Source organism: Priestia sp. 10L35, assembly GCF_056395685.1.
Window position 1 is genome coordinate 616,786 of record NZ_JBFTKA010000002.1, and the last position, 13,348, is coordinate 630,133.

General features: G+C 38.1%; 17 protein-coding genes. 7 read left to right on the forward strand and 10 right to left on the reverse strand.

Features of this window, described 5'->3' with window-relative positions; translation table 11 throughout:
* Positions 1-249: 249 nt before the first annotated feature.
* From AC1DEF_RS09105 to AC1DEF_RS09115, 3 genes are all read right to left on the reverse strand, one after another.
* A complete protein-coding gene (locus tag AC1DEF_RS09105) occupies positions 250-447 on the reverse strand; it encodes a hypothetical protein (RefSeq protein ID WP_016763981.1) in 198 nt (65 codons plus the stop codon).
* Positions 448-562: 115 nt separating this feature from the next.
* Entirely contained in the window at positions 563-991 is a 429-nt protein-coding gene (fosB, locus tag AC1DEF_RS09110) for a metallothiol transferase FosB (protein WP_097823524.1), read from the reverse strand.
* Positions 992-1,058: 67 nt separating this feature from the next.
* Positions 1,059-1,670, reverse strand: coding sequence for a LysE/ArgO family amino acid transporter (locus tag AC1DEF_RS09115; RefSeq protein ID WP_097823525.1), 612 nt, complete (start codon positions 1,668-1,670; stop codon positions 1,059-1,061).
* Between the two features lie 103 nt (positions 1,671-1,773).
* On the opposite strand from AC1DEF_RS09115, the gene AC1DEF_RS09120 reads away from it, so the two are divergent.
* Positions 1,774-3,216: an aminotransferase-like domain-containing protein gene (locus AC1DEF_RS09120; RefSeq protein WP_097823526.1), complete on the forward strand. Its 1,443-nt coding sequence runs from the start codon at positions 1,774-1,776 to the stop codon at positions 3,214-3,216.
* Here AC1DEF_RS09120 and AC1DEF_RS09125 read toward each other — a convergent pair.
* Genes AC1DEF_RS09125 through AC1DEF_RS09135 form a run of 3 tightly spaced genes read right to left on the reverse strand, consistent with a single transcriptional unit; the run spans position 3,207 to position 5,535 of the window.
* Positions 3,207-4,283, reverse strand: a complete 1,077-nt coding sequence (locus AC1DEF_RS09125) for a HAMP domain-containing sensor histidine kinase (protein ID WP_097823527.1) — start codon at positions 4,281-4,283, stop codon at positions 3,207-3,209. The two genes, AC1DEF_RS09120 and AC1DEF_RS09125, sit on opposite strands and share 10 nt — an antisense overlap.
* Entirely contained in the window at positions 4,280-4,960 is a 681-nt protein-coding gene (locus tag AC1DEF_RS09130; RefSeq protein ID WP_028408662.1) for a response regulator transcription factor, read from the reverse strand. The genes AC1DEF_RS09125 and AC1DEF_RS09130 overlap by 4 nt, the downstream gene beginning before the upstream one ends.
* Positions 4,961-4,971: 11 nt before the next feature.
* Positions 4,972-5,535, reverse strand: a complete 564-nt coding sequence (locus tag AC1DEF_RS09135; protein ID WP_097823528.1) for a class I SAM-dependent methyltransferase — start codon at positions 5,533-5,535, stop codon at positions 4,972-4,974.
* Between the two features lie 233 nt (positions 5,536-5,768).
* On the opposite strand from AC1DEF_RS09135, the gene AC1DEF_RS09140 reads away from it, so the two are divergent.
* Positions 5,769-5,903 (forward strand): hypothetical protein, encoded by a 135-nt coding sequence (locus AC1DEF_RS09140; protein WP_255255712.1) that lies wholly within the window; start codon positions 5,769-5,771, stop codon positions 5,901-5,903.
* A gap of 83 nt (positions 5,904-5,986) precedes the next feature.
* Here AC1DEF_RS09140 and AC1DEF_RS09145 read toward each other — a convergent pair whose 3' ends face one another.
* Positions 5,987-6,706, reverse strand: coding sequence for an SDR family NAD(P)-dependent oxidoreductase (locus AC1DEF_RS09145; protein WP_097823529.1), 720 nt, complete (start codon positions 6,704-6,706; stop codon positions 5,987-5,989).
* Positions 6,707-6,903: 197 nt separating this feature from the next.
* Between AC1DEF_RS09145 and AC1DEF_RS09150 the strand changes: the two genes are divergently transcribed.
* Both AC1DEF_RS09150 and AC1DEF_RS09155 read left to right on the forward strand, forming a co-directional pair.
* Positions 6,904-7,530, forward strand: a complete 627-nt coding sequence (locus AC1DEF_RS09150; RefSeq protein ID WP_043982218.1) for an FMN-dependent NADH-azoreductase — start codon at positions 6,904-6,906, stop codon at positions 7,528-7,530.
* A gap of 66 nt (positions 7,531-7,596) precedes the next feature.
* Positions 7,597-7,809: a hypothetical protein gene (locus AC1DEF_RS09155; protein WP_097823530.1), complete on the forward strand. Its 213-nt coding sequence runs from the start codon at positions 7,597-7,599 to the stop codon at positions 7,807-7,809.
* An 81-nt stretch (positions 7,810-7,890) separates the two neighbouring features.
* On the opposite strand, the gene AC1DEF_RS09160 is transcribed toward AC1DEF_RS09155, so the two are convergent.
* On the reverse strand, positions 7,891-8,658 hold the full coding sequence (locus tag AC1DEF_RS09160; protein WP_097823531.1) for a TrmB family transcriptional regulator: 768 nt from the start codon (positions 8,656-8,658) through the stop codon (positions 7,891-7,893).
* 122 nt (positions 8,659-8,780) lie between these two features.
* Between AC1DEF_RS09160 and AC1DEF_RS09165 the strand changes: the two genes are divergently transcribed.
* The 3 genes from AC1DEF_RS09165 (at position 8,781) to AC1DEF_RS09175 (ending at position 11,413) form a co-directional block, all read left to right on the forward strand.
* Positions 8,781-9,554 (forward strand): sulfite exporter TauE/SafE family protein, encoded by a 774-nt coding sequence (locus AC1DEF_RS09165; protein WP_025752213.1) that lies wholly within the window; start codon positions 8,781-8,783, stop codon positions 9,552-9,554.
* Between the two features lie 162 nt (positions 9,555-9,716).
* Positions 9,717-10,382: a hypothetical protein gene (locus AC1DEF_RS09170; RefSeq protein ID WP_255255713.1), complete on the forward strand. Its 666-nt coding sequence runs from the start codon at positions 9,717-9,719 to the stop codon at positions 10,380-10,382.
* A 140-nt stretch (positions 10,383-10,522) separates the two neighbouring features.
* The gene (locus AC1DEF_RS09175) at positions 10,523-11,413 is read left to right on the forward strand and encodes a PhzF family phenazine biosynthesis isomerase (RefSeq protein WP_097823533.1); all 891 of its coding nucleotides are present in this window, start codon (positions 10,523-10,525) and stop codon (positions 11,411-11,413) included.
* 39 nt (positions 11,414-11,452) lie between these two features.
* Here the strand turns inward: AC1DEF_RS09175 and AC1DEF_RS09180 are convergent, their stop codons facing one another.
* Entirely contained in the window at positions 11,453-11,719 is a 267-nt protein-coding gene (locus tag AC1DEF_RS09180; RefSeq protein WP_013083004.1) for a hypothetical protein, read from the reverse strand.
* A 125-nt stretch (positions 11,720-11,844) separates the two neighbouring features.
* On the reverse strand, positions 11,845-13,347 hold the full coding sequence (locus tag AC1DEF_RS09185; RefSeq protein ID WP_097823534.1) for an NAD(P)H-hydrate dehydratase: 1,503 nt from the start codon (positions 13,345-13,347) through the stop codon (positions 11,845-11,847).
* Between the last annotated feature and the right edge of the window lies 1 nt (position 13,348).

Below are 13,348 nucleotides of genomic sequence, written 5' to 3' on the forward strand. Positions count from 1 at the left end.
AACTAATTAGAAAAAAAGTAAAAACCGTTTCACTGTTTAGAAAACGGTTATTTACTTTAACATATAATTCTATACTTAGAGTTAATGTGATATTTCAACCCCTTATTTGTGATTCAAAATAATAAATTTACAATTTTTGTAGCTCACTGACTTGTTTTTCTAAAGTGGAAATTAACCATTTTCTTCATAAAAATAGTACTATTTTCAAGAGGAATCTTTTATTTCTCCTGAAGATAGTACTACACTATATTAGATAACCTTTATTTTTGTTTTAATTGTATAATATGTATCTGCTATGAGTCCTACTGCAAGTCCGCTAATCATCCCGTATGGTAATACACCTGGTACATTTTGATAAAAAGTGCCGATTAACATCGCAGCTAGGATGCCGAAAAGTACGCCTATCACAATATGCGAACCAAACTTCACCTGTTTTGCGGTATACATTCTTCCTCCTCCTCACTTTTTTTCCATTATATCACAACAGCATCGTTTATTTAATGATAACTAAGCGAGGAATGCGAATGTAATAAAACTGTAACCTTATATAACTATTTTAATACTACTCTTCTGGCGAATAAAATGTCATATGAGGCTTTTCTTCTTGATAATACGCTAAACGGTCTTGGAGCGTACCGGTGTGAAATTCAAATTTATGACCGTCAGGATCCGTAAAATAAATAGATTTTTTGTCTCTCTCGTCACGGTTTCTTCCAAATAAGATGGTTACATTATGCTGTTTTAATAGTTCTCTTGCTTCGTCAAAATTTTCAATAGAAATAGAAAACGCTAAATGAGTATACGAATACTGAATGTCTGATCTAGGAATATTTTTTTCTTCGTTTAACGCCAGCCACAGTCCATTCAGACTAAAGTAAGCGGTGGATTTTCCTTTCACTAAAAGTTCCGCTCCTAGCACTTTCTGATAAAACATGATGGATTGTTCTAAATTTGACACAGAAAAGCACATATGATTAATTCCTTGAATCATCTTTACCCCTCGCTTTCTAGAAAAAAGTACTTCTTTCTATTACATAACTTTCCTTTTAGCATCTATTTTACTGAAAAAACATACTTTTTGCCATGTAAAGAGCTACTCCCCAAATCATACATGCAGAAGCCTTATTCACCCAAATCATTATTTTCCCATTTGAATCCATTTTTCCTACTGCTTTTCCTGCAAAAGCTAAGGACAAAAACCATATCCATGAAACGGATATTGTCACCAGCGTAAAAACCCATTTTTCCTTTCCGCTGTACAGTAGAGAATTTGTTCCAATCACGCCCATAATATCCATCAGCGCGTGAGGATTTAGCAGAGATACAGAAGCAGCAAATAAAATTTGTGCTTTCACCGTCATTCCTTCCTTTACTGACGTTTTTGACGGTTCGCTCTTCCACGTCACAAAGCCCATATACGCTAAAAAAAGAAGACCTATTCCAAAAATAAGCGTTTGAAAAAATGAAAAAGCAGCGGCTGCTGCTGAAACTCCCAGCACTGCTACTAGAATTAAAATCGTATCACAAACAGAAGCCGTGAAAACTACGGGAAGCGCCTGTTTGAACGTTCGTTGATTGGCTCCTTGATTAAAAACAAACACATTTTGTACCCCTAAAGGTAAAATCAAACCGAATGCTAACAATAAAGCATGTATAACCACTGTAAACATGTTGTTCTCTCCTTTCTCTTTTATACTACAATTGACATCCCCTGTTGTCTCCATCCAAGTTTTGATTTATAATACCAACCAAATTATAAAAAGGTGGTCTCACATGAACTGGACTCCAGATCCGACTGATAAAAAGCCAATGCACAAACAAATTCAAGAGTATATGAAAGAGAAAATCATAAATGGAGAGTGGCCTATTGGAACTAAAATTCCTCCGCAGCGCCATTTAGCTGCTAGCTTTTCTGTAAATAGAAGCACCGTGGTGACAGCAACCGAAAACTTAATTGCTGAAGGACTGCTCAGCGGAAACAAAGGCGGTGGCACCAAGGTCATTAACAATACGTGGAGCTTACTAGCATCAGGTTCTCACATGAACTGGAATTCGTATGTAGAAGCAGGAATATACCGACCAAATTCTCCGACTATCCGCCATATTAACGAAGCTGAATTTCAACCGGACATTATTCGTTTAGGAACTGGAGAGTTAGCACCTGACCTGCTTCCTTCCCATCAGCTTTCGGAACTATTTAGCGGAATTAATCATAGAGGCGTACACTTGGGCTACGAGCACCCAAGAGGAAATGATGAACTCCGACAAGAGTTAGTCAAGCATGTAAAAAAACGAGGCATTGAAACTTCTTCTTCATCTATTTTAATTGTATCCGGTTCACTTCAAGCCCTTCAGTTAATTTCAATCGGCCTGCTGCCTCCAGGTGCCAATATATTAGCTGAAAAGCCTTCTTATCTTTATTCTCTGCCGTTATTTCAGTCCGCACAAATGAAAATAACGGGCGTTTCGTTAGACGAAGAAGGAATGCATTTAGCTTCATTAAAAGACCACCACGAAAAAGAAAAAGGCACAGCTTTATATACAATACCGAACTTTCATAACCCCACCAATGTAACGATGAGTGAAAAAAGGCGCCAAGAGCTGCTTCGCCAGTGTGAAAGAATGCATTTGCCTATTATTGAAGATGATGCTTACGGAGAGCTTTGGTTCCATTCACCGCCTCCACTTTCGTTAAAAGCTCAAGATAAAAATGGAATGGTTCTTTATTTAGGAACGTTCTCTAAAACATTCAGTCCAGGATTTCGAATTGGATGGATTATAGGGCCTGAACATGTAATTGAGCGATTAGCTGACCTTAAAATGCAAGTTGACTACGGAGCCAGTTCCTTATCTCAATGGGCTGCTGCTGAAGCTCTCAAAACCGGACTCTACGACAAGCATGTGGCCAGCGTACGCTATAAATTAAAAGAAAAATCTCAGCAAACACTGGCTATTCTAGAGAAGTATTTGAAGAATCTCGCTGTGTGGAATGCTCCGAGCGGTGGTTTTTATTTTTGGCTTACGCTGCACAAGCCTGTTTCGATGCGGAAGTTATTTAAGCACTGTCTCGACGAAGGAGTTCTTTTAAATCCAGGCGCATTGTATGACCATGAGACTTCACAGCATATCAGAATATCCTTTTCTTATGCGAAGCTTGCAGAATTTGAATACGGCATCAAAATAGTCGCAAAAAGCCTTAAGAATCTTTACAAGTGATTCTTAAGGCTTTCTTGTGTTAACGGCAGCTTTATAAAAAAAGTGAGCTTATTATGCTGACGTTCCGCTCGTATCTCTCCTTGATGCAGGTGAATAATTTGTTTTGCAATAGCCAGTCCTAAACCTGAACCATTCGCGTCCGTTCTTGATTCATCACCTCGATAAAATCGATCAAACAACTTTTCTACCTCAATTTTTTCACTGATGTTAATGCTGTTCCTAAAAGAAATAACTATGTAACCCTCGTCAATCTCCTGATTCACCTCTAATACGGAAGGCTTTTTGCTGTATTTCTTAACATTTTCGAGCAAGTTTTGAAATACTCTTACCATTTTTTCCACATCAATAAATGCATTCCATTCACAAGCAAAGGTAGTATGAACATCAATGCCTTCTCTTGTTAAAATTGGCTCGTACTCTCCTATTACCTGTTGAAGCAAACGTTTCATATCGACCTCATTTCGTTGAAGCTGAAGATCAGGACTCGTTAATTTTGTATAGTCGAACAATTCTTCTATTAAATCAGTTAAGTATTTTGCTTTTGAATCAACAATATATAAGTAGCTATATAATGTTTCATCATCCATACTTTCTCTTTTTTTGATTAAATCTAGGTACCCAACGATGGATGTTAACGGCGTACGCAAATCGTGAGATACACTGGATATTAGCTGATTTTTTGCTTGCTCCAGCTCTCGTTCACGATCAAATTTTGTACGAAGCTGCGCAGACATTTTGTTAATGTTTTGACTTAATTCAGCCAGTTCATCTTTTCCTCGTACATGGATGGTTGCGCCTAAATCTCCATTTGAAATTTTTTGAACTTGTTTAGAGATTTCTTTCAGATAACGAATATGAGAACGAATAAGTGCTAAAAAAACAAAAACAAAGACCACAACGGCGATAAAGAAAAGGCCAAACGCTAATACATTATATGCAGGGACATTCATTTTCTCTTCTTGTATATACCTGCTCAAAACAAGCCTAGCAATTAAAATAAAAATTAAATTGGTAGCCAAAAAACTTATAATGATAGCAAAAAGAAGCTTTACACTTATTCTTCTCATATTCTGTATCCTACGCCCCATATGGTTTTAATATAAATTGGCTTTTTCGGATTATCCTCAATTTTTTCGCGAATCTTTGTAATATGAACCATTACGGTATTATCCGATTTAAACGCATCTTCTTGCCATACGGCTTCATATATTTTCCCCATACTCATCACCGTTCCTTTGTGGCGTACCAGCAGCTCTAAAATATCAAACTCTTTTGGTGTTAAACGAATCTCTTGGCCGCGCACAAAGACAAGCCGGGTGCTGCGGTTAATTTCCAAATCGCCAATTTGAATAATATCGCGCTCAGCACGTTCATTGTATTTTTTATAGCGTCTAATTTGTGATTTTACTCGTGCGATGAGCTCGAGAGGATTAAATGGTTTTGTTAAGTAATCATCTGCGCCTGCTGTTAACCCAGAAATCTTGTCCATATCTTCTGACTTAGCCGACAGCATAATAATGGGCATGTTTTTTTCTTCACGTATTTTAAAAGCAGCATCGATTCCATTCATCTGCGGCATCATAATATCTAATATAATTAAATCTACTTCTTGTTCCTCTAAAAGCGCTAATCCAGATACAGCATTAGAAACTTTCAGCGCTTCAAATCCTTCATTTTCTAAGTAAATAGCAATTAAATTACGAATTTGCTCATCGTCATCTATAATTAAAATTCTGTCTTTCATTTACAAACTCCTTATATCTGATTTTTTTCGCATGTAAAAATATATGCAGGAGGAACATTTCTCCACTCTTTTTCCACTTTAATCTGAGGGAAAAACGAGCGGATCAGCTGTTTTTTTAAATTCGTATACTGAAACGTAATAAATTTCCCTTCTTTCGCTAATACGCTGCGCGTGTTTTGCAAAATACAGTCCGACACTTCAGACGTTAAAGAAGCAAAAGGAAGACCTGATAGTACGTAATCCACTTTTGGAATATCATACTGTATCAAGTACTTTTGAACATTTTCGGCGGATCCGTGTATCACATACACATTTTTTTCATCTCTTACTTGTTCCTTTACTTTTTCGTAAAAATGCCGATTGTATTCGATAAGAAGCAAAGTTGTACAAGCGCTTCGTCTTCTTATTAATTCACGGGTAAAAACTCCGGTTCCTGGCCCGTACTCTACTATACAGTCTGCATGTTCAAAATCAATCCCCTTTACCATTTTTTTCGCTAAGTGCGTAGAGCTCGGCAAAAGTGCGCCTACCGTTCGCGGCTGGTGAAAATATTGATACATAAAAGCTAAATTCATTTTCTATTCCTTCTTTCTACTCTTTCTTTCTAGAATAGAAAAAAAATCTAAAGAAACGTTAAGTAAATTTCTTAAGAATTCTTAAGAAAACAAAAAGGAGGATGGGACAAACGTATTTTAGTTGAAGGAAGATCCGAACTATGAATTAAAATCCTTTATTGAGAATTAAGTGCATTTGAATTTTTCATGGTGATAGTGAACGTAGGTTTCATGTATGTAGGTGCTTCTAGCTGTTGATTGGAGGGCAAGGCGAAGACTCCTGCGGGAAAAGCGGAACAGATGAGACCCCACAGGAGCGCAAGCGACGAGGAGACTCATCGGCCGCCCGCGGAAAGCGAAGCCTTGCACGGAAAGCGACAGCCTTGTAACAAGCGCCATACTAAATTATTTATCCCATTTGTGCGCCTTTGGATTGATGTAGTTAATGTCTCCATTCCTTTTGAAAGAGTATTCAGCGCAAATAACATCCGCTATTTAAATCGAAAGTGGCTCCTGTATAATGTTTTGCTTGAGGGCTCAGTAAAAAAAGAACCGTATCTGCCACGTCTTGAGGCGTAACAAAGCTCGGAATCAGCTGATGAGCAATGTATTCATTTTTGCGCCATTCTGGAATATTTTTCATCATATCGGTATTTACCATTGTAGGTGCTACGGCATTCACCCGGATATAAGGAGAAAAATTCATCGCACAGCTCTTGGTTAATCCTAGTATTGCTGCTTTAGACATTCCATATATAGCATCGGAGCTTCCTTCCATTCCTGACACGGAGGATATATTAATAATCGCTCCTTCCTTTTCTTTTTTCATTAATAATTCGCCAAAGTACTTGGAAAAATAAACATATCCTTTAATATTAATGTCCATCACAAAATCTATTTCGTTTTCTTCATAGTCCAATAAATTTTTTCCTAAATATACGCCCGCATTATTGACTAACCCATACAAATTTTTATCTTTTATTTGGTAAAAAAGATTTTTTACATCGTTTCCTTTTTTAACATCTACTACGTGTGTTTCAATATGGCCCTTTGTATCTTCAGCTAGCTGTTTCAAAGCTCCATCGTTAATATCACAAGCAATAACTGAATAGTCCTTCGACACACACTCTTTTACAATTTCTTTGCCAATTCCAGAACCTGCACCCGTAACGATTATCCATTTTTCTTTCATCTCGACACCTCTTATTTACTTCTGTTAGAAATACTTGTTATGTAAATATTCAAACATTTATTATACCATTATTTTCTATATAAGCATCCCTTTCTTGCGTTCTTTTTTAGCTTGCCTGACAAAGCGCGTATAGTTTTTTATGGGAGTGATAACGATAAGACAGTACATTATTTCAAACAAGAAAGAGATGATAAGACGTGGCAAAAGTACTTTATATTACAGCTCATCCTCACGATGAGTCTCAATCATTCAGTATGGCAACTGGAAAAGCATTTATCGATGCTTACAAAGAGCACAATTCAAGTGACGAAGTTGTACATATTGACCTTTATAAAGAAAATATCCCTCATATTGATGCGGATGTATTTAGCGGCTGGGGCAAACTTCAGTCTGGCTCTGAACTTTCTTCTCATGAACAAGAGAAGGTCAATCGCCTTGCAGAATTGAGCGAACAGTTTGTATCAGCGGACAAATATATTTTTGTAACGCCTATGTGGAACTTTTCGTTTCCACCGGTTATGAAAGCCTATTTAGACTCTGTAGCCGTAGCGGGTAAGTCATTTAAATACACGGCAGAGGGTCCGGTTGGGCTATTAACGGATAAAAAAGCGCTTCATATTCAAGCGCGCGGAGGCATTTATTCTGAAGGCCCTGCAGCTGATATGGAAATGGGGCATCGTTATATTGGGATTATGATGAATTTCTTCGGAGTACCTTCCTTAGACGGCATTTTTGTGGAAGGGCATAACGCAATGCCAGATAAAGCCCAAGAAATTAAAGAAAAAGGAATAGCAGAAGCAAAAAAACTTGCCCAAACTTTTTAATATAAAGAGGCTGTAACAAAAATATTTTAATTGAAGGAAGATCCGAACGAGGACTCGAGACTCTTAATGGAGCATCAACTTTGTTCGGATTTTTCTGTTGGTAAGATGAACGTAGCTTTCATGCATGGTGGCTGCTTCCAGCAGTTAATTGGAGGGCAATGCGAAGACTCCTTCGGGGAAAGCGGAACAGATGAGACCCCACAGGCGCGTAAGCGACGAGGAGGCTCATCGACCGCACGCGGAAAGCGAAGCCTTGCACGGAAATTAACTGCGATGTAACAAGCCATTCATACTAGATCATTTATCCCGTTTGTTCGTCTTTCGATGGAAAAGTGATTTCGTTATGTCTAAGTCTCTTTTCTACGCAAAAAAACTTTCTCTTTCCTTTTCGATCCACCTGTCCATTTCTCTATCACTTTTTTCTACAAGTCTGTTAACGAGAATATCATGCCAAATATAATTTTCAAGTAAATTAATGTTGACTGGGTTATTTGTATAGTACGCCATTTCTTTATGACCATAAATCATTTCACTGCTGTCAACAGATATAATAAACCAGTTTTGATTCCCAATGTTTTCGGTATAGCTTGTATGGCGGTGCCGGTCAAATTCCTCCATCGCTTCATCTTGTTCAAACACAATTCCTTTTAGTGTGACGCTCTCCCTTAGCTGTAATAAAAGAGGCTTCAACTCATTATAAATATCGGGCCAAAGCGAGATGACAATTTTATTTTTTGCTTTTAACAATAGCGACTCACAAAAAGCAAGAATGGCTGTTTCTCCTTTCATCGTCATAACCCGGCTTTCTTCTATAGACTCTGCAGCTTCAAGACGTTTAAGCGTTTCGCTAACGTCTTCATACGTTTCGTGCCATTTTTTTTGCAGCGAATGCAAAAAAGCATCGACGGGCAGCGATGTGTACTGGGTGCCATCATTACTCTCTTCTTTTAACACCATGCCTTTTTCCTCTAGTGTTTGTAAAATATCGTATACACGCGCTCTTGGCACACCTGAATGTTTACTAATGCTATAAGCAGTGGAAGATCCTTTTTTGACAAGTGTCACGTATACTTTTGATTCATACTGATTAAATCCAAGCGACTGCAGCTGCTGAATAATATTTTCCATAAAGGAAACCTCCCTGTTTTTTAAGTTATTTGAAATTTTCATCATTTACATATTTACAACTGCTTTTTATATAGTTACTATTTAAGTAGTCACTATATATTATGACATGAGGAAGGTGCTTTATGGAAGAATTAAGTTTACAGATTGTTCTTTTGCTTTTACTATTTGGTTTTTTAGCCGCATTCATTGACTCTGTAGTTGGCGGAGGCGGTTTAATTTCAACGCCTGCCCTTTTATTTTTAGGCCTGCCTCCTGCTGCTGCCTTAGCTACAAATAAGTTAGCCGGAACGATGGGCGTATTAACGAGTACCATTCGATTTGTCAAATCCGGAAAAGTCGATTTTCGCGTCGTAGGTAAATGGTTTCCTTTTGTATTTATTGGTTCTTTAGGAGGTTCAATCACCGTTCATTTTCTATCCTCCGCTTTTTTGAAACCTGTTATTTTGATTCTCCTTGTTTTAGTTGCTATTTATACAATCTTCAAAAAAAACTGGGGCACCACGTCTACGTATAAGCCGCTGTCTATTAAGAAACTTATTTTCTTTACCGCACTTATTTTTATTATTGGCTTTTACGATGGATTTTTAGGAGCAGGCACAGGTTCATTTATTTTATTTGCTTTTTTATTTATGGGATTTGATTTCCTGCAGTCAGCAGGCAGCGCAAAATTTTTAAATTTCGGCAGTAACTTAGGTGCTTTGCTTGTGTTTTTATATTTCGATTCTGTTGTATTTTCTTACGGATTAATTATGGGGTTTGCGATGATTGCGGGTTCTTTTGTCGGGTCAAATGTCGCTCTATCAAAAGGCGTGACGTACGTCCGAACGCTTTTTATCCTTGTCACTTTAAGCCTTATTAGCAAAAACATATTCGATTATGTGAATCAGTACAAATAGATTAATGGTTTCTTTAGAACCATAACAATGAACCTATATATCTATTAGATTAATAAAACCACCTCTTACTATTTTCTTTTTTTGGGTAAATGTGTAAAAAACACTAAAATTGTTGTATACTGGTCCATGTTGTTTTACATAATTTAGAAATATTATACAGAGGTGAACATTTTGTTTAAGAAATTCAGGTTTTTATGGTTTATTTTGCTGATCTTTGCACTTATTTTTGTCAAAAATACGTTCTTTTCTTCTTCAGAGAACGCTGCTGAGACTCTAGCAACGTCAGATGTTCCACAAGCCGCGGCTACTTTCAAAGAGGGAAACAATCAGCAGGACGGAGTCATTATTCAAAAATATCGCAAACAGCTAGATGCAGCGCAGAAAAAAAACGACGAAAAAGCAACGAAAGAAATACAAGAAAAAATTTATGAAGACGGAAGACAGGCGGCACTAAACTTTTTACCACGCAATAAATTTCAAAGAGCTTTTTCCCAGCCTTCTAAAAAATCGGCCGATGACATTTATAATTTTCTAATTGCCCAAGTGGGGTTTGGAGGATATGATTCTCTTTATCAAGAAGCAATAGCCGCAAAAAACGATGCAGCTTCTTCTACTGATGAATTAAATATGAGTGGCATTCAAGCTAAAACCGCTGCACTTACATACGGCACACTAGCACAAAGAGAGCAACTGCTTGTTACAAGTCTTGCCTATGACTTAAGCAGCGTAGGCGTCATTTCTTCCGATACAGCTAAAGATATTGATAAAAAAGCTACTCATATGCTAGAAGTTAGAAAAGAAGGAATAAATGCCGCGATGCAAAAATAGTTTTGCGAAGTGAAAAGCAGCAGGTAAAAACTGCTGCTTTTTTATTCTAACGTTCAGGTATTTCACTATTTTAATAGCCGATCATTTAATAACACTGGTTAAAGCTTTCATACAATGATATAAAAATGGAGGTAATTTCTATGAAAGAAGCGATTGTTTATCAATACGATGCGTTCAGTACGCGCCCTAATAAAGGAAACCCTGCAGGAATTGTGTTTAATGGAGATGATTTTTCAGTTGAAGAAATGCAGATGATTGCTTATCAAGTACAGTTTAACGAAACGGCTTTTATCATGAAGTCTTCCCGCGCTGATTTACGAATTCGATATTTTACACCCGGACAAGAAGCAGATTTGTGCGGTCATGCGACCGTCGCTTCTCTTTATGCTTTACACAGTAAAAACAAACTTCCAAAAACTACATTTACAGTGGAAACAAATGCTGGAATTTTGCCGATGACTGTACAGAATAGAAACGGACAACCTGTTATCACCATGAGTCAAGCTTCTCCGCAGTTTCATCCGTTTTCAGGTTCAAAAGAAAAACTGGCAAAAGCTCTTAATCTTCATATTGATGACCTTGATCAAAGACTGCCTATTGTATATGGAAGTACAGGGAACTGGACGCTTATTGTACCTTTAAAAAATTTAGATGCCTGTAAAAAGATGAAGCCTAATCAAGAAGATTTTCCTCATATTTTAACAGATATGCCAAAAGCGTCTATTCATCCCTTTTGTTTTGAAACGATTCACTCAGAAGCTCATATGCACGGAAGACATTTCTCTTCACCATTTTCAGGTACGGTAGAAGACGCCGTAACTGGAACAGCATCAGGCGTAATGGGCGCCTATTATGCGAGATATGTGGACCGGCAAGATAACGGACGCTGGCAATTTGTCATTGAGCAAGGACAGGAAATAGATAAAGATGGCTTCGTTCATGTAGAAATTACAAAAACAGAGAATACGTATGGTGTGGTAATCGCAGGAGAAGCTGCCTATGTAACCAAGCAAATCGTTTCTCTTTCCTAATAAAAACGTGTCCGCCTATTTGGCGAACACGTTTTTTGTTTAGTAAATAATAGCCTGTACGCTCATTATTGTAACGGTTAAAATAAGAATCACATTCCCTATAATTAACCACGGCTTTGCGCTTCCTCTTCTACCTTTAATAGCCGTGATTAGTCCAGCAATGGGCAATAAAGCCATAACGATGACCCAAATTTTACGAAGAATGCTGGAGTCCAAATAAAAACCAAACTGCATCATCGCAAATAAGACGACTGTGATAAGGAAGAAAAGTGTAGGCACAGCTAAATGAATACCTCTTGGTCTCATTGAGTAGTACACAACATCACTTTCTTTCTATGTAAAATCTTACGTAAAATAACGTTATCATTTACAAAGAGTTTTGACAACTTTTTGAAGGAATTTGTCAACAAATTTTAATAATCTAGAAGAAATTACTTCTCACTCAGCTGCCCTAAGACTGCCGGCAGTGCAGAAATAACGTCGCTTGCTAACATATCCATCATTGTATGCCCCTGATCGAGCAGCACATCCGCTGCTTTTCCGTGAACATATACCGCATTGCTGATTGCTTCTTGAAGAGAATCATGCTGCATAATAAAAGCGAGGATGATCCCTGTTAACGTGTCACCCGTTCCGCCTTTTGCAAGTCCCGCGTTTCCAGTGGTATTTACGTATTGTTTTCCGTCAGGTGTTGTAACAATCGTGTTTGGACCTTTTAATACAAGGTACACACCATGTTCTACTGCGTATTGCCTAGCTATTGAAAATCGATTTGCTTCTACTTCGGCGATTGTTGTGTCCACGAGCCTTGCCATTTCTCCCGGATGAGGCGTTAAAATCGTTGCATGTTCTCTTTCTTTTACTTCTTTTTCTAAATGGGGAAGATGAAAAAGAGCATCGGCGTCCACCACAACAGAAACCGGCTGGTGAAGCACTTGTTCGACGACTTTCTTCGTTTCTTTGGTTCTCCCAAGCCCTGGTCCGACTGCAATTGCATCATACTTCCCTGCTTCTAAAGGAATCTCGCCTGCAAAAAATCCATCTTTGCTTGGACATGGTTTATACATCACTTCCAGCATGTGAGCAGCTGCAATCGCATGAATATCGCTCGGAAGCGCAAGCGTTAAAAGTCCCGCTCCGCTTGTGAGCGCTGCTTTTGACGTTAGCATCGGCGCTCCGGGTGTTTGAAGCGAACCTCCTATTACGATTCCTTTTCCATGTGTACCTTTATTAGACGAAGCGTTTCGAATGGGAAAAGATTGTTTAATATGCTGAGTTGACCATACTTCCTTAAGAGATGAACTTTTTTCAATTGCTAGCGGCGGAATACCGATATCTACTACAATCAATTCACCGTAACTTTCTTTACTCGGGTATGTAAATGCCGTGACTTTCGGCTGCTGAAGCGTAATCGTAGCATCTGCACGTACCGTAAGCCCTTGCTTCTGTTCCATTACTCCACTGGGGACATCGATGCTGTATATGTAAGCATTAGAATCGTTTATTTTTTTTATAATGTCATCGTAAGGAGATTTGATACTGCCTTTTACGCCTATACCTAATAAACAATCAATAAGAACCGTATACTTTTTCACAGAGAAGTTGTCTCCAGCCGATTGCCACGTGAACCCAGCATTTTCATAGATGATCATGGCTTTTTTAGCCGCGCCTTTTATTTTTTCCCGTGCAGGAACTACCCAGACGTCAACTTCATAGCCTTTTGACTTCAAAGCACGGGCAATAACAAAGCCATCTCCTCCATTGTTTCCCGTTCCTATAAGCAGCCCTATGTTTTCATGTTTTTTGATTCGCTCACTCAGCGCGTTGGCAGCAGCCTGCCCGGCATTTTCCATAAGGGACTCTTCACTCATCCCAATTGTAATCATCATATAATCATCCACTTGATACATCTCTTGATTCGTTACAATTCTCATT

Coding starts and splice junctions, on each gene's coding strand:
- AC1DEF_RS09105 (WP_016763981.1), bottom strand. CDS start 447: ATGTATACCGCAAAACAGGTGAAGTTTGGTTCGCATATTGTGATAGGC.
- fosB (WP_097823524.1), bottom strand. CDS start 991: ATGATTCAAGGAATTAATCATATGTGCTTTTCTGTGTCAAATTTAGAA.
- AC1DEF_RS09115 (WP_097823525.1), bottom strand. CDS start 1,670: ATGTTTACAGTGGTTATACATGCTTTATTGTTAGCATTCGGTTTGATT.
- AC1DEF_RS09120 (WP_097823526.1), top strand. CDS start 1,774: ATGAACTGGACTCCAGATCCGACTGATAAAAAGCCAATGCACAAACAA.
- AC1DEF_RS09125 (WP_097823527.1), bottom strand. CDS start 4,283: ATGAGAAGAATAAGTGTAAAGCTTCTTTTTGCTATCATTATAAGTTTT.
- AC1DEF_RS09130 (WP_028408662.1), bottom strand. CDS start 4,960: ATGAAAGACAGAATTTTAATTATAGATGACGATGAGCAAATTCGTAAT.
- AC1DEF_RS09135 (WP_097823528.1), bottom strand. CDS start 5,535: ATGAATTTAGCTTTTATGTATCAATATTTTCACCAGCCGCGAACGGTA.
- AC1DEF_RS09145 (WP_097823529.1), bottom strand. CDS start 6,706: ATGAAAGAAAAATGGATAATCGTTACGGGTGCAGGTTCTGGAATTGGC.
- AC1DEF_RS09155 (WP_097823530.1), top strand. CDS start 7,597: ATGGAGCATCAACTTTGTTCGGATTTTTCTGTTGGTAAGATGAACGTA.
- AC1DEF_RS09160 (WP_097823531.1), bottom strand. CDS start 8,658: ATGGAAAATATTATTCAGCAGCTGCAGTCGCTTGGATTTAATCAGTAT.
- AC1DEF_RS09165 (WP_025752213.1), top strand. CDS start 8,781: ATGGAAGAATTAAGTTTACAGATTGTTCTTTTGCTTTTACTATTTGGT.
- AC1DEF_RS09175 (WP_097823533.1), top strand. CDS start 10,523: ATGAAAGAAGCGATTGTTTATCAATACGATGCGTTCAGTACGCGCCCT.
- AC1DEF_RS09180 (WP_013083004.1), bottom strand. CDS start 11,719: ATGAGACCAAGAGGTATTCATTTAGCTGTGCCTACACTTTTCTTCCTT.
- AC1DEF_RS09185 (WP_097823534.1), bottom strand. CDS start 13,347: ATGAGAATTGTAACGAATCAAGAGATGTATCAAGTGGATGATTATATG.